Below are 23604 nucleotides of genomic sequence, written 5' to 3' on the forward strand. Positions count from 1 at the left end.
TTAATAGTACGAGAGTACGAGGTACTTGGATCAGCTTAGCCGCTAATCAGGCGGTTACCGGTTTCGGCCATCGAATCGCTGGCCTTGAATAATTTCATCTGGATCTCGAACGTGCGGTTCAGGCTCATGGTGGCGACCATTTCCTCCACCGCCGAGACGTTGCTGCCCTCGAGGTGGCCGGCGCGGATCACCACGGTCGGATCGGTGGCCAGCGGGATGCCGTCGCGCGCGATCAGCAGGCCCGCTTCGTTCTTGGTCAGCTCGGACGCTTCGGCCTTGACCAGGCGCAGCTTGTCGACCGTTTGCATGGTCGTCGTGCCCGGATTCTGGATCGAGATGGTGCCGTCGGCGCCGATGTCGATCTTGCTGTACTCGGGCAGGGTGATCGGACCGCCTTCGCCCAGCACCACGTTGCCGTTGATGCGCAGGGTGCCGTTTTCGTCGAGCGCCATGTTGCCGGCGCGGGTGTAGGCCTCCCCGGTCGGGCCGTCGACGGCCAGGAAACCGGCGCCGGAGACGGCCACGTCGAGCTCGCGGCCGGTGGCCTTGAGCGTGCCCTGGCGGGTCGACACCGAATTCGCCTGCAGCTGCGACATGTGGCGGTCGTCGTAGCCGTAGCCTTGCACGGTTTGCGCCGTCGCCAGCTCCATATTGGCGCGGAAGCCGCCCGTGTCGATGTTGGCCAGGTTGTTGGCCCGCACCTGTTGTCCGCGCAGGGCCCGTTCGGCCCCGCTCACCGCTGTGTAAAGCAACGCGTCCATGGCTCAGTCGTTCCTTAGATCGCTTGCATCAGCGATTGCAGCATCGTGCTCTCGGTCTGGATGACCTTCGAGTTGGCCTGGTAGTTGCGCTGCGAGGTCATCAGGCCGACCAGTTCGGACGTGATGTCGACGTTGGACTGCTCCAGCGACGAGGTGTTGATGTTGCCGCCCTGGCCGATGCCCGGGGCGTTGACCAGCGGCGTGCCGGAATTGACCGACTCGATCCAGCTGGTGCCGTCGATGGCCTGCAGCGAGCCCTCGTCCGGGAACGTGGCGATCGCCAGGCGGCCGACGGCCTGCTTCTGGCCGTTGTTGTAGCTGGCGATGACGGAGCCGTCGGTGGCCAGCGCGATGCCGGTGAAGGTGCCGGCCGCGTAGCCGTCGGCGGCGTTGGTGCTGGTGGTCGCTTCGCCGGCGAAACCGGTGGTGCCGGCGTAGTCGATGTCGAGCGGGCCGTACTGGCCGCCGTTGGGGGCGGTAGCCGGCAGCGTCACCGTGAACTTGCCGGTGGCCGGGGCGGTCATCTGGCCGGTGGCGGCGTTGAACGTCAGGGTGGCGGTGCCGCCCACGCTCACGCCGTCCAGCACGTAGTGGACGCTGATGGAGTTGGCGGTCGCGTCCTGCGCGAAATACTGGGTCATGGTGTGCTTGCCGCCCAGGGTGTCGTAGATCACCGAGGCCTTGGACATGTTGAAGGTCGACGGGTCGGGCGGCGCGGCGACGGTGGCCGGCACCCAGGTGGCGGCCGGCGTCCAGTCGGCCGACATGTTGCCGACGTAATCCATGTTTTTCGAGACCACGGCCGGGATCGAACCGGTCGGGATCGGCACGTCGCCCAGCGCGCCCAGCGTGGTGCTGCCTTGCTTGATCGGATAGCCCTGCACCTTGCGGCCGGTGGCGTCGACCAGGAAGCCGTCCTTGGAGGCGTCGAAGATGCCGACGCGGGTGTATTCGGTCTGGCCGGTGTTCTGGTCCTTGGTGACGAAGAAGCCGCGGCCGTTGATCGAGGCGTCGAGCGCGCGGCCGGTGTTGAGCACGCCGCCCTGTTTGCTGATGCTCTGCGTGGTCGAACCGATCATGACGCCGGTCTGGACGTCGCCCGAGACCAGCGACGAGAAGTTGGCGCGCGACGACTTGTAGCCGTAGGTGCCGGCGTTGGCGATGTTCTGGCTGGTGCTGTTCAGCGATTCGTTGATGGCCTGGATGCCAGACAATGCGATATCGAAACTCATGATGGAGTCCTTCCTAAGTAAAGATTATTGAATGGCAGAGGCGGATTTGCCGTTGAAGGCGGTGATCGAGGTCGGCGCGATTTCGCCGATGTTGCTGACGTTGAGCACGACGCCGCCGTTGGCCGACAGGCGCACGCTGTTGAGGCGGCCCTGGACGTCAACCGGCGGGACTTCCTTGGAACTGGTCTCGACCGACAGCTTGTAGGTGCCGGCCGGAATCTTCAGGCCGGCCGTATCGATCGTGAACGGCACCGTGCCGGCCGCCTGCGTGCCCAGCTTGACGGTGTACTTTGTGCCGTCGTCGCCGGTCAGCACGACGCTGGTCGCGGTGCTGGAGGCGGCCAGGGTGGTCTGGCCGCTGACGGGCGTCTTGCCATCGATCTTGACGGAGCTGCTCTCGGCCATGACGTCCGAGCCGACCTGGGCGCCCAGCGAGATCACTTGCATGCTTTGCAGCACGCTCGAGTTGGCGCTGGTGAGCTGCGACAGGTTCTGCAGCGCCTCGGTCTGCGACAGCTGGGTCAGCTGCTGGACGAACTGCGACGGATCGGTCGGCGACAACGGGTCCTGGTTCTGGATCTGCGCCACCAGCAATTTGGTGAACATGTCCGACGAGGCGCTGGCGGCGTTGCCGGTCACGCTGGTGCCGCCGTTGCCGGTGCTGGCGCTGCTGTTGTTGAGTAGACTGACTGCCATGGCTTAACCTTCAGCGAGTTTGAGGAGGGATTGCTGCATGCCGCGGATGCGGCCCAGGACTTCGACATTGGTTTCGAAGGCGCGCGAGGCCGACATCATGTCGGCCATCTCCGCCACTTCGTTGACGTTGGGGTAGAACACCATGCCCTCGGCGTTGGCCATCGGATGGCCCGGCTCGTAGACCTTGCGCAGCGGCTCGGCCGACTGGACCACGTCGAGCACTTGCACCTTGCCGCCGGCCTGCATGTCGCCGTCGAAGCTGTCGCCCATGACGGCCGAGAACACGGGCTTGCGCGCGCGGTAGGTGTCGGCTTCGTTGCCGTTGACCGAATCGGCGTTGGCCAGGTTGCTGGCGATGGTATTGAGGCGCACGGTCTGGGCCGACATGGCCGATCCTGCGATCTCGGAAATATTTTTAAAGGACATGGCTTACTCCGTGGTGGATGCGGGCGCTGCTGCGGTTGTTGCGGCCGGGATCATGGCGGCGGCGTGCTCACTGGCCATTGATGGCTTTGGCGAGACCGCGCAGACGCATCGTCACGAACGTCAGGCTGGTCTGGAAGTCGGAGGCGTTTTGCGAGAACGCGGCCTGCTCGACGCCGATCTCGACGGTGTTGCCGTCGCGGGTCGGGTGGTAGGGCACGCGGTACATCGACGCGGCACCGTCGTCGCCGCCGATGTCGCCGGCCGCCTCGGCCTGGGTGTTGGCCAGGGTGGCGGCGAAGTCCATGTCGCGCGCCTGGAAGCCCGGCGTGTTCTCGTTGGCCAGGTTGGTGGCCAGGATGCGGGTGCGTTCGGCGCGCAACTGGAGCGCGTCGGCGTGGACCCCTGCCGCTTCTTTGAAGTTGATGCCCATAGTCTTCCCCTGTCCAAATTCAGGCTGCGTTGCTAAAAAACGGTGTTGCATGAGTGCAAAACGTTACCGTCAATGTAAAATGACGGCACAGCGGTTTAACTACCATCGCTCTCCGCATCATAGTAGAGGTATTGCCCATGTTCAACAAAAGTATTGTAACTGGTTTAGGTGGAATGTTGCTGCTTAGCACAACAATTTTTAACACTTTAGCCGCCTCCAGCCCCACAAACGCCGAACAAGTCCCCGTTTTGGTGGAGGCTGCGGCGCGTCAATATGTGTTGCGCTGGGCAGACAGTAGCGGTTTGATAGAGCCTCAATTCGCGTTGAATGTGTTGCGCGGCAGCCGCCCTTTGGCCGCGTGCGGGCAGGGCGTGACGGTCGAGGCGGTCGATACGCGCTCGCCGGGCCGCATGAAATTCGCCGCGTCGTGTGCGGCCGGCGCCGGCGCGCCGGGCTGGCGCTACGAGTTCGTGGTGCGGGCGCAGGTGTCGGCGCGGATCGCCATCGTGGCCAGCGACGTGCCGGCCGGGAAAGTTATTGCGGACGAAGATGTGTTACTTGAACGCCACGATATTTCCAACATCACGGACCCGGTCTCCGATCCGCAGGACGTGGTGGGCATGAGCGGCAAGCGCGCGCTGCGCAGTGGTGAGGTGCTGCGCTTGGCGCTGCTGGCTTCGCCGACCCTGGTCAAGCGCGGGGAGGCGGTGCGCATCGTCGCGCGCAACGACCAGGTGGAGGTGAGCATGGCCGGCGAGGCGCTCGACGCCGGCGCGCGCGGCTCGCTGGTGCGGGTGCGCAATGCCAGCGGCACCATCATCCGCGCCAAGGTGACCGGCGCCGGCACGGTGCAGCCGGCCGACATGCCGGTGACGATCAAGCCCTAGCGCGTTCCGAACAGCTGCTTACGCACGTTACAAAGGGTAACAGCTTGATGTCCGGGTGATTGTTAATCTAGTTCCATACTTTTAGCGTGGAAGGATGTCAATCATGGGTACGCCGTCGAAGAACATGAGGACCGTGGTGTCCTCGGCGCTGTTGCTGAGTCTGCTGGCTGTTGCCGGATGTAACAAGCCTTCCGACCCCGTGCAGCCGAAGACGGCGGACACGCCGGCCGCCGCGCAGGCCGCGCCCTACACGCCGCCGACGGCCGACCAGCTGTCGCAGATGGTCGCGCCGATCGCACTGTTTCCGGACAAGCTGGTCGGCCAAGTGCTGGCGGGGGCGACCTATCCGGAGCAAATCTCCGCCGCCAACCAGTGGCTGGCGCAAAATCCATCGCTGAAGGGCGACGCGCTGCAGAGTGCCGAAGCCGGCCAGCCGTGGGATGTCAGCGTCAAGGCGCTGACCACCTTCCCAAGTGTGCTGAATCAGATGGCCGGCAATCTCCAGTGGACCACGGCGCTGGGCGAGGCCTATGTCAACGATCCGAACGATGTGATGAACGCGATCCAGGCCATGCGCTTGCGCGCGCAGCAGGCGGGCAACCTGAAATCCTCGCCGCATCTGCGGGTATCGACCACCGCGCGCGCCGCGCCGCCGCCCAATTACGTCGAGCAATCGCCTGTGGAACCGCTGGTCTATTCGGGGCCGGCGGTGATTCCGCCGCCGCCCCAAACCATCGTCATCGAGCCGGCCGAGCCCGATGTGGTGTATGTCCCGCGCTACGATCCGGCGGTGGTCTATGGCGCGCCGGTGCCGGTATACCGCAGCTACCGTCAGCCGGCCTATTCCGGCGAGAACCTGGTCGCGACCGGCGTGATTTCGTTCGGTGTCGGGGTGCTGGTGGGCGCGGCCGCCAGCCATCACCATGACTGGGGATGGAATGCCTGGGACGTCAACTGGGGCGCGCCGCGCCACTACGACGGCGGCTGGCAGCGTCCGGCGGTGGTGTACAACAACGCGACCTATATCTCGAAATCGGTGACGGTCGTGAATCATGTCAACAATATAAACGTCGTCAACAATAACTACCGAACGACTAACAACGTTGTCAATCGCACCCAGAACGTCGCGATTCACAACGCTCCGCAGCCGCCTGCCGGGATCCCCGGCGCGGCCCGTTTCCAGCCGAATTATGCGCCCCTGGGAACGTCGTTGGCGGCCCATCCACCGGCACAGCGTCCGGTCGGCGCGATGACGGTGCCGCATTTCAACGCCCACGACACGGTGCCCGGCACGCGCCCGTCCTTTGGCTCCCCGGCGATGTCGTTACAGGAGCGCGGCGGCGGCATGCATATGCCGCTGGTCCGGCATGCCGAGTCCTCGACGACGCCCACCCCTCACGCCGAAGCCCCGATGCCGCCCGTCCATCACGCCGAGGCGCCGATGAGAGCCTTCCAGCACCCGGAGACCGCGCCGGTCCTGCGCGCCGAGGTGCCGGTACGGCCCGTCGAGCACGCAGAGGCTCCCATGCGGCCGGTCCAGCACGCCGAGGCTCCCATGCGACCGGTCCAGCACGCCGAGGCTTTCCTGCCGCGCGGCACGCCGTCCAACCACGACGTCAACGATTTTGAGCGGGCGCATGCCAACGGCGCACGCCAGGAGATGCTCGCCATGCACAATGAGCGCCCTCATGCGTCACCGCCGGCGCCGGTCAAGCACGTGGCGGCGAAGCACGAAGACAACCATCATCACGACAAGCACGACGGACAGGAGCGTCACGGCTAGCGTGCCGTCCACCAGCTGGAAAGCGAAAAGCCAACCCGAGGGGTTGGCTTTTCGTTGTTTTGCCTGACGATCTGACTTAAGGCTTGGAATCGAGCGCTGCGCTGGCGCCACGCTGGACTTGCGCCGCCAGCTTGCTCAGCTTGTCGGCATAGGCGGGGTCGGTGGCGTAGCCGCCGCGCGCCAGGCCTGTGGCGAAGGCGTGGGCGTCGTTGCCGGTGTTGAGCGCGGCCTGGTAGCGCGGATTGCTCGACAGCATATCGGCGTAGTCGCGGAAGGCGCTGGCGGCATCCGGGTAGCTGCGGAAGCGCTCGGTCTTCTTGACCATCGCGCCCTGTTCGTATTCGGTGGTGGTGGCCGCCGCCACGGCACCTTGCCAGTTGCCGCCGGCCTTGATGCCGAACAGGTTGTTGGTGTCGGCACCGCCCTTGCGCAGCGGTTGCTGACCCCAGCCCGATTCGAGCGCGGCGTGGGCGGCGACCACGTCCGCCGAGACGCCCAGCTTCTGGCCGGTTTCCTCGGCCCAAGGCTTGATGGAGGCCAGGAATTGATTTTTGAGATCGTTGTCGATGCCGCCGCCGTTTGCCCCCGCGCTGACCCCATCGATGGCGCCGCTCGAGCGCTGCAACGCCATCGCCTGCAGGCTCATCGCTTGTGACGCGGAAGGCGAGGGCGACGGATCGCCGAAGCCGCCGCCGCCGTGGCTGATGAACGTGGCGACATCCTGCTGCACCTGGCGGAAGGTCGAGGCGAAGTTGCCGGAGGACGAGGACGAAGGCGAAGACGAGAAAGCGCCCACAGCCGCGACGGGGCGGCTGGAGGTCATGTTCGATACGGTGGCGGCGGTCGGCGCCGTCGCGGGCATAAAGTTAAGCTGGCGCATAAAGTTGGTCCTCGCCATGCAGCACGCGCTGCATGATGCTGTGCTGTTCTAACAGCAAGTCGCTATTGCGCTTGCCGAGACGCTTGCATTCAACCACCATGGTTTCCAGCGTCTTCCAGTCGGACTCTATTTTCTCTCGGGCAGCATTTTTCAGCAAGGCAAACGCCTGGTCCATGTTGGCAGTTGGACCAAGTAAACGTTGCGCAAGCGCAACGCGTTGGGCGCGGCGCGCCTGCAAGACGTCCACCAGGGCCGAAATGGCCTCGGCCGCCTGGCCCAGCTCCGCAGCCTGGTGGCGCAGCGCGGCATGGAATTGCTGTTCCAGCAAATCCTGCAACGCGGGGTAGGCGCGCAAGTCGTCGGCGATGCCGGCCAGCAGCACGCGCATGGCGTCCTGGCGCGTCATGGCGGCGATGTTCACGGCTCGCTCCCGTGGAAGCGCTGGATCAGGCCGGCGAGCTTGGCCGGGTCGAACGGCAATTCGCCCTTGGCCAGCGCGTCGCGCAGCATGTCGACCTTTTCCTGGTCGATTTCGGGCATGTCGCGCATCGCCTGCAGCGCCGGCTGCATGACGGCCGACTGCAACGGCGCGGCGGCCGGCGCCGGCGCGGCGGCTTCGCCGGCGTCGACCGGCGCGGCGTCGGCCACGCGTTGGACGGTCATGCCGTCCGGGGTGGAGGTCGTGATTCTCATACGTGTGCCTCTGCTTGGCTTGGTTTCCATACGATATCTTTAATGTTACCGCTTAATTGTGGCCGCTGCTGTTACCGCTGCGGCGCGGATCGGCCGGCGCCGGCGCGGGCTGGCGCTGGGCGCCGCCGCCGAGCGAGTCGCGCAGCTTTTCCAGCAGGCCGCGGTCGGGCAGGGCGGTGTGGATCTCGTCGGTCAGCGGCACCGAGTTGTCCGGCATGCCGAACATGGCGGCGATGATCTTCGCTTGCGTCGTGGTCAGGATCAGCAGCTCGATGCGGCGGTTGACGCCGGCGTCGACGCGCTTGGTGTCGAGCGGCGCGCGGTCGGCCATGCCGACCACCTGCAGCACCGATTCCGGATTCATGGTGCCGGCCAGCAGCTGGGCGCGGGCCGACATGGCGCGGTTCGACGACAAGGTCCAGTTCGAGAAGGCGGCGTAGCTGGTGTCGGCGTACTGCAGCGAGTCGGTGTGGCCGACGATCAGCATCTGGTTTTCCATCTTCTTGAACAGCGGCCCCATCTTGCGCAGCAGCGCGCTGAACTTGTCGGTCGGCACGGCGCTGCCGCGCACGAACATGCCCTGGCGGTCGGTGTCGTGCAGCATCACGCGCAGGCCGTAGGGCGTGATGATGGCCTCCAGGTTGGACGTCAGGCCGAAATCGGCGCTCATCTTGGTCAGCGCCTTCGACAGCGCGGCCAGGTCGGCTTGCGACTCGTACTTGACCTTGTCCTGCTTGAGCGGCGGCACCGGGTCCGGCTCGCCCTGGGCGTTGGTTTTCTCGCCGGGCGCGTCGCTGGTGCCGAAGTGCGGCATCGGGTAGCGGTCGATCAGGCTGCCGCGCGGGCCGCCGACCTGCTGCGGCATGACGCCCTTGCCCTGGTCGGTCTTGGCGCCGTTGGCCTCGGTGAGGATTTGTTCGAGCGATTCCGTGTTGCGCGCGGCCATCAGCCACAGCACCAGGAACAAACACATCAGTGCCAGGCAGAAGTCGGCGAACGCCACCTTCCAGGCGCCGCCGTGGTCGTCGTGCTTGTGCTTGCCGCCACCGCGCTTGACGATGGTCTGGTCATGCCCCTTGTCATGCGGCTTTAGCACCACGACCTCCCCTGGCGTTGTCGGCTGGTTCGCTGTCGCGGCCCTCGAGGTCGTTGATCCAGCGTTCCAGCTGGGCAAAGCTCGGTTTGATGTTCAGCGCCACCAGGCGGCGCCCGGCGTCGATCGCCAGCAGCGGCGGTTTGCCGGCCACGTGCGTGACCAGCACCACCTTGACGGTTTCCTTGTTCGAGCCTTCCGAGTTGACCAGCTGCTTCATCATGTTGCACAGCGGGTCGATCAGGCCGTAGCACAGGAAAATACCGATGAAGGTACCGACCATGGCCGCGCCGACGTGCTCGGCGATCTCGCCCGAGGTCGCACCTTCGCTCACGGTGCTCATGGTGATCACGATGCCCAGCACGGCGGCCAGAATGCCGAAGCCCGGCATCGCCTCGCCGATCTTGCCGAGCGACTTGGCCGGCTGCTCGAGCTCGGTGTGGATCGCTTCCAGTTCCTGTTCCAGCACGCCTTCCAGCTCGTGGGCGTTGATCTTGCCCATGGCCATCAGGCGGAAGTTGTCGACGATGAAGGCCAGCAATTTGGGTTCTTCCAGCACGCGCGGATAGCGCTGGAACAGCGGACTGTCCTTGGGCGCCTCGACGTGGGCGTCGAGCGCCTTGAGGCCGCCGGCGGCCAGTTGCAGCAGTTCGTACATCAGCAACAGCAGCTGGCGCTGGAATTCGGAGTCGTACTTTTTCTTGGTGACGATTTTTTTAATTTGCGTCATCATTTCCTTGAGCACGTGGGTCGGGTTGCCGATGACCAGCGCGCCCAGGCCCGAGCCGGCGATGACGATCAACTCGATCGGCTGCCAGATTTGATGGAACGAGCCGCCCATCATGAAGAAGCCGCCGAAGACGCTGCCTAAAACGATGAGGATGCCGACTATTTGCTGCATGATGATTCGCCTTTCCGCGTCATTGACTAATTCCTGGTGCAGTCCCGAACGATTCAGGCCTGCAGCACGGCTTTCATTTTGCCCAGCGCCGCCTTGTTGAGCTGACAGACGCGGGCGTCGGTCAGGTCCAGCACGGCAGCGATTTCCTTGTAGCTGAGCTCAAATTCGTAATACATTTGCACCACCCGCTGTTCGCGCTCGTCGAGCCCGCGCAGCGCCTGTTCCAGGCTGCGGCGCACCATCAGCTGGTCTTCCGGGCTGGGCGCGCTCTCGTTGCTGACGCTGTCCTGCAGGATCTCGTCGAAACTGGCGATCAGCTCGGCGTTCTCGTCGAGCTGGTAGGCTTGGTAGGCCTCGGCCGTCAGGCCCAGGCCGGTCGTGATCTCCTGCTCGCTCGGCTCGCGGCCGAGCTTGCGGGTCAGCGCGCGCACCGCGTCGCGCAGCTTATGGCTTTGCTGGCGCACCGCGCGCGGGCGCCAGTCCTGGCGCCGCAATTCGTCGAGGATGGCGCCGCGGATGCGCAGGCTGGCGTAGCTGCCGAAGCCGCCGTCGGGCTCGCCGTAACGGCGCAGCGCCTCCAGCAGGCCCATCAGCCCGATCTGCTCCATGTCGTCGCGGTCGATGGCGCCGGCGACCTGCGAATTGAGCTGGCGCACGATGCGCTTGACCAGCGGCGCATAGGCGAGCAGATACTTTTGCTCGTCGGCCGCACTGTGCATGACCGGCGCCTTGCCGTCTTCACTGTAGCCTTCGGCATAAGTTTCCGCATACTGCTCTGTGTAGGCCATGCCCGCTCCGCTTGTGTTCATGCCCGGTCCGGCTTACTCAATGATGAGTTTGCCGATCATGACTTCGGAAAATGGTTTTTCCCGGCCTTCCTGCTCGTACGTTTCGTCGAAGGCCTTGTTCAATTCGTTGGCGAACTGGTCGATCGTCATCACTTGCGCGGTCGCCATCGGCAAATTCGACAGGGTGCGCACGGCAACGCTGCGCAGCATCGGCAAGTGTTCCTTGGCTTCCTTCTCCAGCTTGGCGTTGGTGGTGATCACCAGGTCGGCCGACATGTAGTGGGCCGAGGTGTCGGTCGGCACCCGCTTGAGCATGATGATGACCTTGTCGACCGTCAGGTACTTCGGCGGCGTTTCATCCTTTTTCTCTTCCTTCTTGGCCTTCTTGGCCTTGGCTTCCTTGCCGTCCTTGCCGCCCTTGGCGTCGTGTTCCTCGGCGGCGGCCTCGTCGCCCTTGGACATGTACCACACCGCGCCGCCGGCGACGGCGGCGCCGACCACCGCCACTAGGGCGAACGCGACAATCATTTTCATGTTCTTCATCTACTGATTACTCCTGCTCGGACGTCATGGCAAAGAGGGAGGCGGCGCCGTCCTCGGACAGCGCGCGGCCCGGCGCGCGGCCGTTGTCCTGGTCGCGCTGCTGGCCGTTGCGTCCGCCGCCGTCGGCCTGGGCTTGCGCGCGGCTCGACGACACCGTCACGGCGACGTCGCCGAACTGGCGCGTGGACAGGTCCTGGCGCACGCTGTCGCCGATGGTGTTGAGCTGGCGTAGCACTTCGCTGTTGTTGGCCGACAGGTTCACTTGCAGCGAACCGGCGCTGTGGCGGATGGAGATCTCGATGCTGCCCATGTTGGGCGGTTCCAGGCGGATCACCGCGTGGTCGTTGTTGCGCTGGAGGTTGAGCTGCAGGCGGTCGCCCAGCGCCTGGCGCAGCGGCTGCTGCCACTGTTCCGGCGTGCCGGCGAGCTTGACGGTGGCGCCGGCGGCGGACGGGGCGGCGGGCGCGCCCGCCGTCAAGCCGGCGCCGGCGGTGGTGGCCGCCGGCGTGGCGGCCGTGGCGCGGGTCTCGTCTTTCGTTACGGCGGCGTTGGCCATTGGCGCGGCGGCGCTGTCTGCGCGCTGGCCGGCTGCCGCTTCGGCGCCACGCGGCAGTGCGCGCGGTGCCGGACCGGCGTTGGCCGTTTGTGGGACGGCCGCGTCGATCGCCGGCGCAGGAGCGGCATCGGCGCCGGGCGCGTCCGCCTTGGTTTGCTGGGCAATGGCGGGCAGGGCGGCGCCGTTGGGCAAGCCCTGGGCGGTGGCGCCGGCCGTGGCTTGCAGCTGGGCGGCGGCCAGCGCGGCGGCGGCATCGGCGGCCGGCTGCGGCGCGACGACGTTGACGGCCACGCTGGCGGCGGCCAGGTTCAGGCGCGTGGCCGAGTTGCTCAGCGTGGAGACGGCGCTGACCGTCTCGCCGCGGGCGTCGGCGGCCATGGCCAGCGTGCCGCCGGGGGCGGCGCCGGCGTTGAGCATCGAGGCGAGCATGGCCGGCAGCGTGTCGGCGCCCGTCGCGGCGGCGTGGTCGGCGCTTGCGCTGGCGGTTGTGTCGCTTGCAGCGGCGGCCGGCGCGGCGGCATCGTCCTGGCTGGCGGCGGCCGGGTCACCCATATTGAGCAGGTAGGCGAACGGCGCCACCACCGGGGTGTCGGCGCTGGGCTCGTCGGTCGGTTCGGCGGCCTGGCCGGTCTTGCCGGATTGCGTGGTCTTGGCCGCTTGCGTGCCCGCGCCGGACTGGGCGCTTTTGGCCGGGGCCGGGCCGGACGGCGATCTGGCCGGCCCGGCCTGGCCCGTCGTTGCGTTGGACGCGGTCGCGTTGCGCTGGGCCGGCTGCCTGGCGGGGGGGGCGCTGTTGCCGGCGCGCTCCTGCTGGCCGCGATTGGCGGCGACCGGCGCGGCGAAATCGGCTTTGGCGGCCTGGTCGGCGGCGCTGGCGTGGTTGACGCGGTTCATAGTGATGCTCATGCTTGAATTCCGTTTTCTGCTTGTTCGCTGTCGAGGGCGTAGGCCAGCCACCCCTCCTTGTTTGCCTGCATTTCGTTCAGACGACGCCCCAGGTCTTCGGTGGCGAGGTCGCAACGCTGTACCGCTTCCTGATGCATTTCATGCAAGGCCGACAGGGCGGCCCGTTCGGCGCCGCTCCATTTGCCCTGCGCCGCCATGTGCGGCAAGGTCGACGCCACCAGCGTGTTGATCGCCGCCAGCAGCTTCCAATCCTCGGCGGCGATGGCGGCGTTCATTTTCTTTGCCATCTGCAGCAATGTCGCTTGCCTATCCATTTTTGGCCTGCACGCCCAGCCAGCCTTTTTTGATGGTCGTCAGTAAAGTGGTCACCTCGTCGATGACGGCCGGGTCCAGGCTGACGCCGGCGGTGTAGAGGCGGCCCGCGCAGTAGTCGTACAGGCGGCCGAGGTTTTCGACCACCTCGCCGCCGTTGTCGAAGTCCAGCGAGCTCGACAGACCATTGATGATGTCGGTGCACTTGTTCAGGCTGACAGCCTTGAGCTCGTAGCGCTTGCCGACGATGTGGCCGCGCGCGCGCGCCAGCTCCTCGAGCAAGCCGTCGGTCAGCACCAGCACCAGTTCGATCGGCGACGCCCGTGCCACCTGGGCGTCCAGATTGGTGGAGTGGTAACTGCTATAAGCTTCATGGTTCAACATGGGATTCACCGTACGGGTAAGTATCCGCGGCACGATTGCCGCGGCGATAAGTGGGTTGCTAGCTATTGCTGTCCGACGAGAACATCGCCGTGAACATGTTCGACGTCGACGTCATTGACGCCTGCAGCGTCTGCAGCGCGGTAAATTGCGCCAGGTAGCGCTCGTAGGCGTTGGTGAACTGGTTTTCCAGCGTCGCCAGGCGGTCCGTGACGGCGTTTTGCTCCTTGGTCGTCTGCTGCTGGCGGGCGCCGATGAAGCCGTTGGTGGCGTTGGTCCAGCTCGACACGAGCTTGTTCATCGTGCCCAGCACGCCGGTGCCGGCGTTGGTGCCGACGCCGGTCTTGCCGAACAGCGTGTCGAGCGCGGCCGGATTGTTGCCGACGGCCTTGTTCAGGCGGGCGGTGTCGAGCGTGAGCATGCCGTCGCGTCCGGCCGCGATGCCGAAGGTGACCAGCGACTGGCCGCCGGTGGCCGAGCGCAGCGCCGCGCCGAGGCGGTCGCGCAGCGAGGCCAGCCCGGCGTCGCCGTGCAGCGCGGCGTCCGCGCCCTGGGCGCCCTCGGCGCCCGAGCTGGTCAGCGTGTTCATCACGCCCAGCAGGGTGTTGTAGGCGGTCACGAAGGTCTGGACGTTGGCGGCGGTGCCGCCGCTGTCGGCGCCCACGGTGAGGGTCACCGGCGCGGCGTTGGCCGCTTGCGCCTGCGCCACCGTGAAGCTGATGTCGTCGATGGCGGTGATGGTGTTCGAGGCCTGCTCGATCTTGGTGCCGTTCTGGCCGCCGATCCAGACGATGGCGTTGCTGGCGGCGCGCAGCACCGTCTTGGCCGACAGGTCGGACTGCAGCGCCGAGTCGCCCAGGCCGGCGACGTCGATCGACGCGACGGCGTTGTCGGCGCCGGTCTTGGTCGACGTCAGCACCAGCTTGGAGACGCCGTTGATCGTCATCGTCGATGCCGAGATGCGCGAGTTGTTGGTGGCGGCGACGTTGACGGCGGCGGCGATTTCCCTGGCGGTGAGCTTGCCGTCCATGTCGCTGTCGGCGCTGGTCAGCGTGACCTGGAAGCTCGAGCCGTCGGCCAGCGCGATCTTGAGCGAGCCGGCATTGGTGGCGGTGCTGTCGGCAACGTTATAGGAGACCTGGCCGGCCGTGGCCAGCTGTTCGACGTAGAACGAATAGGTGCCGGCGACGGCCTTCGAGTTGGCGCTGGCGGTGGCGACCGCCGTGTTGCTCATGGTCGCTGTGTTGGCCGTCACCGTCTTGGTGCCCGAGGTCAGGCCGGACAGCGCGCCCTGGAACGCGCTCAGCGCCGAACCGAGGGCCGACAGCGCGCTCGAGGTGGCCTTGGCCTCGGCCGCCTGCGCGTCGAGGATCGCCTTGGTCGGGCCGACGTAGGCGTTGGCCAGGTTGGTGGCGGTGGTTTTCGGGTCGTAGGTCGGACTGCTGATGACTGCCATGATCTTGCTCCTGGAAAGGATGAATGAAGTGTACCTTGATACAAGGCGACCCTAATCGTTTCCGTATGAAAATATTTCTAACTTTTTTTTTGGTGTTGCAAATGTGTCGCGCAGCGCTGGAATGTGTCCTGAAGGCTATCGATGACGCGGCGACAACAGAGCTGACAAGGCGTCAAGATTACCCGGGGATTTTTTGCCCGCGCAGCCAGGCCTGGGTTGCCAGGTCGTCATGCTGCTTGCGCTCCTTGGCGTCCTTTTCCTTGAGCACCACCTTCTGTTGCGTCACCAGCACCTTGCCCAGCACCTCGCGCTTGGCCCAGGCGGCGTTGAGCGCCTGTTGCGACACCGCCATGTCGGCCTCGTGCATGTGCAGGTCGAGCCGGTGGCTGTCGACCATTTGCATCACGGCCTGCTTGTAGTCGCCGCAATTGCCGGCCAGGGCCGGGTGCAGGTTGCCGCTGGCGCCGCTATTCGTATACAGCCCGGTCAGGCGGTCGAGGTTTTTCTGGTAGCGGTCGCGCAAGTTTTGCTTTTCGGCCATCTCGGTCTGCAGCTTCTCGACCTCGGTGTTGCGCAGCGCGACCAGGGTGGTCAGGTTACGGATGTTGTTGTGGCTCATGTCATCAGCTTTTCAAGTTCACTTACGCACGGCGCGAACGGCGCTTCTTCCTTGGTGCCCTGGCACAGAAAATCTTCCACTTTCGGGTGCAGCATGACCGCCTTGTCGGTGATCGGATCGGCGCCGGGCACGTAGGCGCCCAGCGGGATCAGGTCGCGCACGCGGTTGTGGCGCGCCATGCTCGACTTGAGCGCGCGCGCGGCCAGCATGTGTTCCTGCGTGATAACCTGGCTCATGCAGCGGCTGATGGAGGCGCCGATGTCGATCGCCGGATAGTGGCCGCGCTCGGCCAGCTCGCGGGTGAGCACGATATGGCCGTCGAGCACGGCGCGGGCGGTGTCGACCACCGGGTCCTGCTGGTCGTCGCCCTCGGCCAGCACGGTGTAGATCGCGCTCATCGAGCCGGTCTGGTTCTCGCCGTTGCCGGCCGATTCGACCAATTGCGGCAGCGCCGAGAACACCGACGGCGGATAGCCCTTGGTGGCCGGCGGCTCGCCCAGCGCCAGCGCCACCTCGCGCATCGCCATCGCGTAGCGCGTGAGCGAATCGACCAGCAGCAGCACGTTCTTGCCCTGGTCGCGGTAGTGGGCCGCGATCGAATGGCACAATTCGGTGGCCATGATGCGCATCAGCGGGCTTTCGTCGGCCGGGGCGATCACCAGCACCGCCTTGGCCAGGCCGTCCTTGCCGAGCGACATGTCGACAAATTCGCGCACCTCGCGCGAACGCTCGCCGATCAGGCCCACCACCACCACGTCGGCCACGGTCTGGCGGGTCATCAGGCCCAGCAGCACGGACTTGCCGACGCCGGAACCGGCCATCAGGCCGACCCGCTGGCCCTTGCCCAGGGTCAGCATGGAGTTGATGGCGCGCACGCCGACGTCGAGCGGCTCGGTGACCGGTTTTTTCTTCAGGGGATGCACGCGCGGCGGCTGCGACTCGAGCGGAAAGTCGCCGGTCAGCTTGCCCAGGCCGTCGATCGGTTCGCCCAGGCCGTTGACCATGCGCCCGAGCCAACTCGAGCCGATTTGCAGGCTGATTTTTTCGGGGGAGGGCAGCACGCGGGCGCCGGTGGTCAGCCCGACCGCTTTTTTGAACGGCATCAAAAAGGAAAGCTTGTCGCGAAAGCCAACGACTTGCGCGTCGAGCCATTCGCCGCTGACTGTCTCGATTTGGCAACGCTGGCCGGTGTGCAGCGGGCACCCGGCGGCCTCGAGCAGCAAGCCGGACGCGCCCACCAGGCGGCCCGTCGGGGTCGCCATGGGCACGGAGCCCAGCTCAAGGTTGCGTAACGCGTCAGCGATCACTCTTCCGTCTCCGTTTCGTCGCCGCCGTCGGCCGCCTGCAATTGATTATCGACCTGTTCCATGACAGCGGCAAGACGTTGATGACATCCGGCATCGACTTCGTTATCGCCAGCCTTGATGCGGCACTCGCCCACTTCCAGGCGGGCGTCGGGGATCAGGTTCCAGCGCTTGGAGCGTTTCGGATCGAGCTCGGCGATGCGTTTCAATTCCTCCGGGTTGAGGAAGACGTCGATCTCTTCGCGCGTCGGTGGCATCGATGCCAACGTTTCCTCGACCAGGGCCATCAGCTGCACCGGCTGCAGGGCCAGTTCGGCGCGGATCACCTGGCGCGCCACCTTGGCCACCAGGTCGACCACTTCCTTGCGCTGGGCGGCGCGGTAGTCCGAGCGCAGCTTCTTCAAACTTTTGAGCATGGCGTCGACCGGGCGCGCCATCTGGTCGTAGGCGACCAGGGTTTCGTGGCGGCCTTCCTCGCGGCCCTGTTCCTGGCCGGCGGTGCGGCCGGCCTCGAAGCCGTCCTCCTGGCCGCGCGCCATGCCGATCTCGTAACCGTCGCGCTGGCCTTGTTCAAAACCCTCGCTGACCGACGCCGCCCACTGGGCGCCGCCGTCGCCGCCCTGGCCGTGGCTTTGCGCCACGGCGCGCTGGTGGGCGAGGTTGGTGAACTGGGCCAGCGGCGGAAAGCGGTAGGCACGGAACTGCTTCATTCGACCACCTGTTCTGCGAACAATTGAATTTCGATCTCGCCGCCGTCGGCCAGGGCCTTGACGGTGGCCATGATCTCCTGGCGGGTTTGCTCGATGCGCGACATCGGCATCGGGCCGGCGCGGCGCATCATGTCCTCGAAGGCCTGGGCCTGGCGTTTCGGCATGGTCTTGAGCACGGCGTCGCGGATCGACACTTCGGCGCCCTTGAGCGCGATCGCCCATTGCTCCAGCGGCACTTCCTCGATGATGCGGGTGATCGCCACTTCGGACTGGTTGCCGAGGATGAAGAAGTCGTACATCGACAGCTCGATCTGCGCCACCACCTCCGGATCATGGGCGCGCAGCAGCTCGACCATCTGGGCGCGGTTGCCCGGCAGGCGGTTGAGGATCTCGGCGGCCTGGCGGATGCCTTCGACGCTGGTGCTTTGCGAGTCGAACGAGCTCAGGCATCGCACCACCAGTTCGTCGAGCTCCTGCAGCAGGTCGCGGTCGATCTCGTCGAGGCGCGCCAGGTTCAGCAGCACCAGGTCGCGGCCTTCCTGGGGCAGGGCGTCGATGATCTGGCCGGCCAGCGCCGGCGGCAGGAAGGCCAGGAACACCGACTGCATCTGCACGTGTTCGTTGGAGATGTATTCGGCCAGCCACTTCGGCGAGGCCCACTGCAGGCGCGCCATTTTCGGGCGCAGCTCGTCGCCGTAGATGTTGTTGAGGACGGTGTTGGCGAGGTCGCCGCCGAGCGCCAGGTCCAGCGAGCGCTTGAGGTAGCTGCGCGAGGCGCCATGCACGCCGGACTGTTCGCGGTAGTCGTCGAAGAAGGTCTGCATTGCCGATTTGACGGACTCGACCTTGATGCCGCTCATGCGCGACATCACCTGCGTCACCTCCAGCAATTCCTCGCGGCTCAGGCAGCGCAGCACGGCGGCGGCGGGCTCCTCGCCAATGCTCAGCAAGACGATCGCGGCCTGCTCGACCGGCGACAGCTTGGGCGCCGCGTGGGCGTAGTCGGAATCGTCCTGGTCCTGCGGTTTATTGAGTTCGGCCATTTTTCTGCATCCATTGTTTAACGACTTCGGCTACGCGTTCCGGTTCCTTGGCGGCCAGCACCTTGAGGTGGTCGACCATGACGTCGACCGCCGAGCCCGGTGGCGGCAGATCGTAGTTCTCCAGCAGCGGCACCACCGGCATGCCCGGCTGTCCGGCGGCGCCCGGCAGGGCCGGGGCCGCGCCCGGCGTGCCCGGCGCGGCGGCGCCCGCCAGCGCCGGCAGCACGCCGTCCTTGGCGTCCTTGGCTTCCTTGGCGGCCGCCACGGCGGCGGCCTCGGCGGCGCGGCGTTCGGCGGCCACGCGCTGCAATTCCTTCGGATCGGGCGTGAAGCGCACCGTCACCAGGCGCATCAGCGGACGCAGGATCAACAGGTAGCCCAGCAGCAGGCCGACGCCGTAGATCACGTAGGAGCTGATGTCGACGATGTTGTCGCGCTCTTCCCACCATGGCGTCACGGCCGCCCTCGGCGGGAAGTTCATGGCCGACACCACCAGCTGGTCGCCGCGCTCGGCGTTGATGCCCAGGCCGTTGCGCAGGATTTTGTCGATGTTGGCGATCTCGGCGGCGCTCCAGCCGGTCTTCGGCGTCGGCGCGGCGGCCTGCGCCAGGACCACGGCCACGCTGAGTTTTTGCAGGCGGCCACGGCTGCGCTTGGTCTGGACGATGCTGCGGTCGTAGGCGTACTGGCGGGTGGTGGCGTTCTTGCGCGCCGTGCCGTCGCCGGCGCTGGCCGGGTCGGTGGCCGGCTTGGCGGCGTCGGCCGGATTCGGGTTGGCCGGCGGCGGCCGGTTCGACAGCGTGCCGGGCACGCCCATGGTCATGCGGTTGCGGTCCTGCTCCTCGCGCATGGCCTCGCTCGTCACTTTCGGGTCGGCGCCGAATTTCTCCACCGTCTCTTCGATCTTGTCGTTGTCGACGGCGGCCATCACGCTCAGGCGGAAGTTGTCGTCGCCGATCACCGGGCCCAGCAGGTTCTTGACGTTGGCCTTGACCTCGTCCTGGATGCGCTTGCCGTTTTCGTTGCCGGCGCTGCCGGCGTCGAAGCCGTCGGTCAGGTCGATGTGCGACGACAGCAGGTTGCCGGTCTGGTCGACCAGGCTGACCCGCTGCGGGCTGAGGCTGGCGACGCTGCCGGCCACCATGTTGACCACGGCGGCGATCGCTTCAGGCTGCAGGGTGCGGCCCGGCTTGAGCGCCACCACCACCGAGGCCGACGACTTGTCGCCGTCGGACGAGACGAACGAGGTCGACTTGGCGATCGACAGGTGCACGCGGGCGTGCGCGATGGCGTCCATGGTCATGATCGACTGCGCCAGCTCGCCTTCGAGGCCGCGGCGGAAGCGCACGTCCTGGACGAACTGCGACACGCCCAGCGGGTCGTTCTTGTCCATCAATTCGAGGCCGGCCGGCAGCTGGGCGGTGACGCCCTTGGCCGCCAGCAGCATGCGCACCTTGCCCAGCATCGACGCCGGCACCAGCACCTGGCCGCTCTCGGGATGCAGGCGGTAGGGGATGTGGTCGGTGTCGAGCACGGTCATCATGTCGGACGCCGAGACTTTCTCGCGCGCGCCGAAGACCGGCTTGTAGCCGGACTGGTCGTTCCAAAGGTACATCAGCACCAGGGCCGTCACGCCGATCGCCAGCAGCAGCAGCGGATACAGGTTCTTGAGCAGGTTAGGTGGCAGCGACATGGCGGCCGGGCTGGTGCGCCAGCGACCAAAGGCGGTCTTGATGGTGTTGATCACGTTGATTGCTTTCGCGTTGTGGGTGCGCGGTGGTGGGGTGGTGTTTGCTTGGTCCGCTGGGTTGCCTGATTAACGGCGCTTACAGCGGCAACTTGATGAGCTCGTCGACGGCGCCCATCACTTTGTTGCGCACTTGCATCAGCATCGAGAACGACAGGCTCGCTTCCTGGCTGGCCAGCATGGCGCCGACCAGGTCGTCGCTCTTGCCGGCGTCGACGTCGGCCATCTTCTGGCCGGCGGCGGCGTCGCCGTCGTTGACCTTGCCGATCGCGTCCTTCATCGACTGGGCGAACGAAAAGCCGGCGTTGGCGTCGGCGGCGCCGAACTGGCCCGCGTGGCCGCCGAACTGGGCCGCCGGCGCGATGGCGCTGTTGCCCAGCGTTTGCGCGGCGTTGGTCAGGGACGCCAGGTCGGCCTGAATCAGGCTGGAGAATCCGTTACTCATGCTTGTTACCTCCTGTTGCGTGCAACTGTGCGGCTTGCATGCCGCGTCTGTCCCACGTGTCTACCATATCCAGATTGCCGGTATGCAGCAAGCTCGGCGTCCATCGCCGGGCTGTGCCGCCTCGTCTCTATCGCATTCGTGCTACACATTCATCTTGCATGTCACAGTCTTGTAGTAATGACAGTGAGGGCAATGACCAACCCTGGTGAATTGCTTGAAAGCAATTGTGTCGGGCGGTATGGTGTGGCGGGAAAATGTCACGTTTTGAGCGTACCCTGATTAAATGTTTGCGCCGCGAATCTCGGATCTCCTGAAAAGTGTTTTCCTGGAGTAAATACCGTTATAAATCATTCACTAAGGGTCGTTTGTTAAGGTTGTTGCATTGCAGCGTTTCCTCTATGAGGCTGCGTTTAGCTTACCGACTGGCAATATTCTTGTAAAGGTTTATTTGCCCACCGTAAACATCCTGCGACAAAAACTTGTTCCATAGCAATAATGTGAATTATCCTGTAGACTCTGGCTAGCGATCCGGAGCTACTTTCCGTTATGCTGTTGCACGGAGCCAAATTTTGCGCTGGAAGTAACCAGTTTTTAGCTGGATAGTGCGATGATGGAGCGTATGAAGAATTATCCGACCCGGCCCTAACACCCGACCTGGCCCTAACATGACAACCACAAAACCGACCGCGCCCCATCAGGTTCTGGACCCTTGCTTGCTGGGGCGTCCCGTGCACCTGCTGCACATTTTCGCGGCCCAGTTGCGCGACGACCTGACGCAGGCCATGCGCCTGAACATGAACCGCCGCTACTGGGGCGGGTTCCGGGTCGACGACGTGCAGTTCACCCGCTTCGACGGCGAACAGCGCGGCCGCTGGTTGAGTTTTGCGGCCCCGGCCGGCCACATCTCTTTCTCGCTCGAACGCAAGGTGTTGCTCAGCGTACTCAATTCCCGCTACGGCAGCCCCGGCAAGTCCGACACCAGTCCGGCCCCGGTCGACGAGAGCGCGGTGCGCGTGACCGCCACCGAGGAGCGCCTCGCTGTGGTTTTGGGGCAACAGTTGGCCGGCACCCTGGCCGGCCGCATCGAGCTGAACCTGCCGGTGATCGACAAGGCGCCGGCCGGCGACGGCGAAGAGGGCGTCGATACCGAATTCAAACCGGCGCCCGGCGCACCGCCGCCCAAGGGCAATTGGACCATCACCGTCACCCTGGCCGACAACGCCAGCGGCGCCACCGGCCAGTTCTGGTTTGCGCTGGACAAGGCGCTGATGGCCAGCGTGCTGCGCGGCCTGTTGCGCGACCGCGACGGCGCCAAGAAGCCGCAGGCCGCCAGTCCGCTGGCGCAGCGCCTGCAGGTCGGCCTGACGGGCCGCCTGGCCAGCAAGGAAGTGATGCTGGGAACCTTGTACGATTTGCAGGTGGGCGATGTCATCCCCATCAGCCTGAGCAGAGCCGACGTCCTGCTCGAGGATTCCCGGCTGTTCACCGCGGCCGTGACCGAGCACAAGGGCAAACTCTGTCTAACCTCCTTTGAAGATGTTGAATAAACATGATGAACATGAACGTAGCCAACCCCACCGACGCCCTGCTGGAAGACTTGTCCGAGGAAATGATCATCGACCAGGTCGGCACCGAGCTGGCCGACGTGCCGGCCGTCGCGCCGCGCCGCGACCTGCCGGCGATGATGCGCAAGATCCCGGTGACGCTGACCCTGGAGGTCGGCTCGGCGCGCATCTCGCTGCAGGAGTTGATGGCGATCGGCCCGGACAGCGTGGTCGAGCTCGACGTGCTGGCCGGCGAGCCGCTGGTCATCAAGGTCAACGGCACCGCCATCGGCCGCGCCGAGGTGGTGGTGGCCGGTGAGAACTACGGCCTCAAAGTCATCGACCTGGACGGCCTCAATCTCGACATGATGACTTCATGACCCGGAGTGCGACGACGCGGTGGCGCCGGCCCGGCCTGGCCGCCGCCGGCGTGGCGGCGCTCGCGGCCGGCATGACCCTGGCGCTGGCGCCGGGCGCGGCCCAGGCGGTCGACCTGCTGGCCAACGTGGTGCCGGGCGCCAAGACCGAGCTGACGGTCAAGATGCAAATCCTGATCATCATGACCTTGCTGGGTTTGCTCCCGGTGATGGTCATGATGATGACCAGCTTTACCCGCTTCGTCATTGTGCTGTCTCTGCTGCGCCAGGCGCTGGGCCTGCAGCAGGGCTTGCCCAACCGGGTGATCACCGGGGTCGCCCTGATTCTGACCTTGCTGGTGATGCGCCCGATCGGCGACCAGATCTGGACCGACGCCTTCGTGCCCTACGACCAGGACAAGATCAGCCTGGAGACGGCGCTGCAAATCGCCGAAAAACCCATTTCCCGCTTCATGCTGGCGCAAACCAGCAAGGCCGCGCTGCAGCAGATCGCCCACCTGGCCGGCGAGGACAAAATCACCGTGCCGGCCGAGCACGCGTTCACCGTCAAGCTGGCCGCGTTCGTGCTGTCGGAGCTCAAGACCGCGTTCCAGATCGGCTGCATGCTGTTCATCCCGTTCCTGGTGATCGACCTGGTGGTGTCGTCGGTGCTGATGGCGATGGGCATGATGATGCTCTCGCCGCTGGTTATTTCGCTGCCGTTCAAGCTGCTGCTGTTCGTGCTGGTCGACGGCTGGACCCTGACCGTCAACACGCTCGTCACCAGCGTGCAGGCGTATTAGATAGATAGTAGATAGAGATAAAGATAGGCTAGCCCCATGCTGACTCCCGAAGTTGCCGTCGACCTGGTGGTCGAATCGCTGCACATCGTCATGCTGCTGGTGATCCTGCTGGTGGTGCCCGGCCTGATCATGGGCCTGCTGGTGGCGCTGGTGCAGGCGGCCACGCAAATCAACGAACAGACGCTCAGTTTCCTGCCCAGGTTGCTGGTCACCCTGCTGGCCATCATTTTGATGGGCCGCTGGATGGCCGGCTACCTGATGGACTTCTGCGTCTCCATTTTCACCCGCGCCGCCACGCTGGTCGGCTAG

The 23604-nt window shown here is 65.5% G+C and carries 28 protein-coding genes; 6 read left to right on the plus strand and 22 right to left on the minus strand.

Translation table 11 applies throughout. The annotated features are described in order from the left end of the window. Positions 1-35: 35 nt before the first annotated feature. From NHH73_13530 to flgB, 5 genes are all read right to left on the minus strand, one after another. Entirely contained in the window at positions 36-761 is a 726-nt protein-coding gene (locus NHH73_13530) for a flagellar basal body rod protein FlgF (GenBank protein USX29239.1), read from the minus strand. A gap of 14 nt (positions 762-775) precedes the next feature. Further along, positions 776-1993, minus strand: coding sequence for a flagellar hook-basal body complex protein (locus NHH73_13535; protein USX29240.1), 1218 nt, complete (start codon positions 1991-1993; stop codon positions 776-778). A 24-nt stretch (positions 1994-2017) separates the two neighbouring features. Further along, complete coding sequence (locus NHH73_13540; GenBank protein USX29241.1) at positions 2018-2689, minus strand: flagellar basal body rod modification protein; 672 nt, start codon at positions 2687-2689, stop codon at positions 2018-2020. A 3-nt stretch (positions 2690-2692) separates the two neighbouring features. After that, on the minus strand, positions 2693-3115 hold the full coding sequence (flgC, locus tag NHH73_13545; GenBank protein USX29242.1) for a flagellar basal body rod protein FlgC: 423 nt from the start codon (positions 3113-3115) through the stop codon (positions 2693-2695). 67 nt (positions 3116-3182) lie between these two features. Further along, the gene (gene flgB / locus NHH73_13550; GenBank protein ID USX29243.1) at positions 3183-3545 is read right to left on the minus strand and encodes a flagellar basal body rod protein FlgB; all 363 of its coding nucleotides are present in this window, start codon (positions 3543-3545) and stop codon (positions 3183-3185) included. Between the two features lie 302 nt (positions 3546-3847). Between flgB and flgA the strand changes: the two genes are divergently transcribed. Beyond that, complete coding sequence (flgA, locus tag NHH73_13555; GenBank protein ID USX29244.1) at positions 3848-4432, plus strand: flagellar basal body P-ring formation chaperone FlgA; 585 nt, start codon at positions 3848-3850, stop codon at positions 4430-4432. A gap of 103 nt (positions 4433-4535) precedes the next feature. Next, positions 4536-6215: a DUF3300 domain-containing protein gene (locus tag NHH73_13560; protein ID USX29245.1), complete on the plus strand. Its 1680-nt coding sequence runs from the start codon at positions 4536-4538 to the stop codon at positions 6213-6215. A 76-nt stretch (positions 6216-6291) separates the two neighbouring features. Here NHH73_13560 and NHH73_13565 read toward each other — a convergent pair whose 3' ends face one another. The 17 genes from NHH73_13565 to NHH73_13645 all read right to left on the minus strand — a co-directional run bounded on the left by NHH73_13565 (position 6292) and on the right by NHH73_13645 (position 20592). After that, positions 6292-7095, minus strand: coding sequence for a glucosaminidase domain-containing protein (locus NHH73_13565; GenBank protein USX29246.1), 804 nt, complete (start codon positions 7093-7095; stop codon positions 6292-6294). Next, entirely contained in the window at positions 7082-7516 is a 435-nt protein-coding gene (locus NHH73_13570; protein USX29247.1) for a flagellar protein FlgN, read from the minus strand. Before NHH73_13570 ends, NHH73_13565 begins: the two co-directional genes overlap by 14 nt. Further along, the gene (flgM, locus tag NHH73_13575) at positions 7513-7788 is read right to left on the minus strand and encodes a flagellar biosynthesis anti-sigma factor FlgM (GenBank protein ID USX29248.1); all 276 of its coding nucleotides are present in this window, start codon (positions 7786-7788) and stop codon (positions 7513-7515) included. The genes NHH73_13570 and flgM overlap by 4 nt, the downstream gene beginning before the upstream one ends. Before the next feature lie 52 nt (positions 7789-7840). Beyond that, entirely contained in the window at positions 7841-8884 is a 1044-nt protein-coding gene (locus tag NHH73_13580; GenBank protein ID USX29249.1) for an OmpA family protein, read from the minus strand. Next, the gene (gene motA, locus NHH73_13585; GenBank protein ID USX29250.1) at positions 8868-9782 is read right to left on the minus strand and encodes a flagellar motor stator protein MotA; all 915 of its coding nucleotides are present in this window, start codon (positions 9780-9782) and stop codon (positions 8868-8870) included. Before motA ends, NHH73_13580 begins: the two co-directional genes overlap by 17 nt. Before the next feature lie 53 nt (positions 9783-9835). After that, positions 9836-10570 carry a FliA/WhiG family RNA polymerase sigma factor gene (locus NHH73_13590; protein USX29251.1) on the minus strand — a complete coding sequence of 245 codons (735 nt, stop codon included), beginning with the start codon at positions 10568-10570 and terminating at the stop codon, positions 9836-9838. A gap of 33 nt (positions 10571-10603) precedes the next feature. Further along, positions 10604-11113 carry a flagellar basal body-associated FliL family protein gene (locus NHH73_13595; protein USX29252.1) on the minus strand — a complete coding sequence of 170 codons (510 nt, stop codon included), beginning with the start codon at positions 11111-11113 and terminating at the stop codon, positions 10604-10606. A gap of 7 nt (positions 11114-11120) precedes the next feature. Further along, positions 11121-12575: a flagellar hook-length control protein FliK gene (locus NHH73_13600; protein ID USX29253.1), complete on the minus strand. Its 1455-nt coding sequence runs from the start codon at positions 12573-12575 to the stop codon at positions 11121-11123. After that, complete coding sequence (locus NHH73_13605; protein USX29254.1) at positions 12572-12889, minus strand: hypothetical protein; 318 nt, start codon at positions 12887-12889, stop codon at positions 12572-12574. Before NHH73_13605 ends, NHH73_13600 begins: the two co-directional genes overlap by 4 nt. Then, positions 12882-13271 (minus strand): flagellar export chaperone FliS, encoded by a 390-nt coding sequence (gene fliS / locus NHH73_13610; protein USX29255.1) that lies wholly within the window; start codon positions 13269-13271, stop codon positions 12882-12884. Before fliS ends, NHH73_13605 begins: the two co-directional genes overlap by 8 nt. Before the next feature lie 58 nt (positions 13272-13329). Continuing rightward, positions 13330-14724, minus strand: coding sequence for a flagellar filament capping protein FliD (gene fliD / locus NHH73_13615; GenBank protein USX29256.1), 1395 nt, complete (start codon positions 14722-14724; stop codon positions 13330-13332). 178 nt (positions 14725-14902) lie between these two features. Next, complete coding sequence (gene fliJ, locus NHH73_13620; protein ID USX29257.1) at positions 14903-15343, minus strand: flagellar export protein FliJ; 441 nt, start codon at positions 15341-15343, stop codon at positions 14903-14905. Then, positions 15340-16605, minus strand: a complete 1266-nt coding sequence (gene fliI / locus NHH73_13625) for a flagellar protein export ATPase FliI (protein USX29258.1) — start codon at positions 16603-16605, stop codon at positions 15340-15342. The genes fliJ and fliI overlap by 4 nt, the downstream gene beginning before the upstream one ends. Before the next feature lie 41 nt (positions 16606-16646). After that, complete coding sequence (locus tag NHH73_13630; protein ID USX29259.1) at positions 16647-17357, minus strand: flagellar assembly protein H; 711 nt, start codon at positions 17355-17357, stop codon at positions 16647-16649. Continuing rightward, entirely contained in the window at positions 17354-18400 is a 1047-nt protein-coding gene (locus tag NHH73_13635) for a flagellar motor switch protein FliG (GenBank protein USX29260.1), read from the minus strand. The genes NHH73_13630 and NHH73_13635 overlap by 4 nt, the downstream gene beginning before the upstream one ends. After that, the gene (gene fliF, locus NHH73_13640) at positions 18384-20147 is read right to left on the minus strand and encodes a flagellar M-ring protein FliF (protein USX29261.1); all 1764 of its coding nucleotides are present in this window, start codon (positions 20145-20147) and stop codon (positions 18384-18386) included. The genes NHH73_13635 and fliF overlap by 17 nt, the downstream gene beginning before the upstream one ends. 79 nt (positions 20148-20226) lie before the next feature. Then, positions 20227-20592, minus strand: coding sequence for a flagellar hook-basal body complex protein FliE (locus NHH73_13645; GenBank protein ID USX29262.1), 366 nt, complete (start codon positions 20590-20592; stop codon positions 20227-20229). 665 nt (positions 20593-21257) lie between these two features. Between NHH73_13645 and NHH73_13650 the strand changes: the two genes are divergently transcribed. From NHH73_13650 to NHH73_13665, 4 genes are read left to right on the plus strand one after another with little or no spacing between them, the layout of a single operon-like run. Then, positions 21258-22139, plus strand: coding sequence for a FliM/FliN family flagellar motor C-terminal domain-containing protein (locus tag NHH73_13650; GenBank protein ID USX29263.1), 882 nt, complete (start codon positions 21258-21260; stop codon positions 22137-22139). A gap of 5 nt (positions 22140-22144) precedes the next feature. After that, positions 22145-22516 (plus strand): FliM/FliN family flagellar motor switch protein, encoded by a 372-nt coding sequence (locus NHH73_13655; GenBank protein ID USX29264.1) that lies wholly within the window; start codon positions 22145-22147, stop codon positions 22514-22516. After that, complete coding sequence (fliP, locus tag NHH73_13660; GenBank protein USX29265.1) at positions 22513-23295, plus strand: flagellar type III secretion system pore protein FliP; 783 nt, start codon at positions 22513-22515, stop codon at positions 23293-23295. The genes NHH73_13655 and fliP overlap by 4 nt, the downstream gene beginning before the upstream one ends. Before the next feature lie 36 nt (positions 23296-23331). Continuing rightward, on the plus strand, positions 23332-23604 hold the full coding sequence (locus tag NHH73_13665; protein USX29266.1) for a flagellar biosynthetic protein FliQ: 273 nt from the start codon (positions 23332-23334) through the stop codon (positions 23602-23604).

The organism is Oxalobacteraceae bacterium OTU3CINTB1, from assembly GCA_024123955.1.
Lineage (GTDB): Bacteria > Pseudomonadota > Gammaproteobacteria > Burkholderiales > Burkholderiaceae_D > Rugamonas.

Coding starts and splice junctions, on each gene's coding strand:
- NHH73_13530 (USX29239.1), bottom strand. CDS start 761: ATGGACGCGTTGCTTTACACAGCGGTGAGCGGGGCCGAACGGGCCCTG.
- NHH73_13535 (USX29240.1), bottom strand. CDS start 1,993: ATGAGTTTCGATATCGCATTGTCTGGCATCCAGGCCATCAACGAATCG.
- NHH73_13540 (USX29241.1), bottom strand. CDS start 2,689: ATGGCAGTCAGTCTACTCAACAACAGCAGCGCCAGCACCGGCAACGGC.
- flgC (USX29242.1), bottom strand. CDS start 3,115: ATGTCCTTTAAAAATATTTCCGAGATCGCAGGATCGGCCATGTCGGCC.
- flgB (USX29243.1), bottom strand. CDS start 3,545: ATGGGCATCAACTTCAAAGAAGCGGCAGGGGTCCACGCCGACGCGCTC.
- NHH73_13560 (USX29245.1), top strand. CDS start 4,536: ATGGGTACGCCGTCGAAGAACATGAGGACCGTGGTGTCCTCGGCGCTG.
- NHH73_13565 (USX29246.1), bottom strand. CDS start 7,095: ATGCGCCAGCTTAACTTTATGCCCGCGACGGCGCCGACCGCCGCCACC.
- flgM (USX29248.1), bottom strand. CDS start 7,788: ATGAGAATCACGACCTCCACCCCGGACGGCATGACCGTCCAACGCGTG.
- motA (USX29250.1), bottom strand. CDS start 9,782: ATGCAGCAAATAGTCGGCATCCTCATCGTTTTAGGCAGCGTCTTCGGC.
- NHH73_13590 (USX29251.1), bottom strand. CDS start 10,570: ATGGCCTACACAGAGCAGTATGCGGAAACTTATGCCGAAGGCTACAGT.
- NHH73_13595 (USX29252.1), bottom strand. CDS start 11,113: ATGAAGAACATGAAAATGATTGTCGCGTTCGCCCTAGTGGCGGTGGTC.
- NHH73_13600 (USX29253.1), bottom strand. CDS start 12,575: ATGAGCATCACTATGAACCGCGTCAACCACGCCAGCGCCGCCGACCAG.
- NHH73_13605 (USX29254.1), bottom strand. CDS start 12,889: ATGGATAGGCAAGCGACATTGCTGCAGATGGCAAAGAAAATGAACGCC.
- fliS (USX29255.1), bottom strand. CDS start 13,271: ATGTTGAACCATGAAGCTTATAGCAGTTACCACTCCACCAATCTGGAC.
- fliD (USX29256.1), bottom strand. CDS start 14,724: ATGGCAGTCATCAGCAGTCCGACCTACGACCCGAAAACCACCGCCACC.
- fliJ (USX29257.1), bottom strand. CDS start 15,343: ATGAGCCACAACAACATCCGTAACCTGACCACCCTGGTCGCGCTGCGC.
- fliI (USX29258.1), bottom strand. CDS start 16,605: ATGGCGACCCCGACGGGCCGCCTGGTGGGCGCGTCCGGCTTGCTGCTC.
- NHH73_13630 (USX29259.1), bottom strand. CDS start 17,357: ATGAAGCAGTTCCGTGCCTACCGCTTTCCGCCGCTGGCCCAGTTCACC.
- NHH73_13635 (USX29260.1), bottom strand. CDS start 18,400: ATGGCCGAACTCAATAAACCGCAGGACCAGGACGATTCCGACTACGCC.
- NHH73_13645 (USX29262.1), bottom strand. CDS start 20,592: ATGAGTAACGGATTCTCCAGCCTGATTCAGGCCGACCTGGCGTCCCTG.
- NHH73_13650 (USX29263.1), top strand. CDS start 21,258: ATGACAACCACAAAACCGACCGCGCCCCATCAGGTTCTGGACCCTTGC.
- NHH73_13655 (USX29264.1), top strand. CDS start 22,145: ATGAACATGAACGTAGCCAACCCCACCGACGCCCTGCTGGAAGACTTG.
- fliP (USX29265.1), top strand. CDS start 22,513: ATGACCCGGAGTGCGACGACGCGGTGGCGCCGGCCCGGCCTGGCCGCC.
- NHH73_13665 (USX29266.1), top strand. CDS start 23,332: ATGCTGACTCCCGAAGTTGCCGTCGACCTGGTGGTCGAATCGCTGCAC.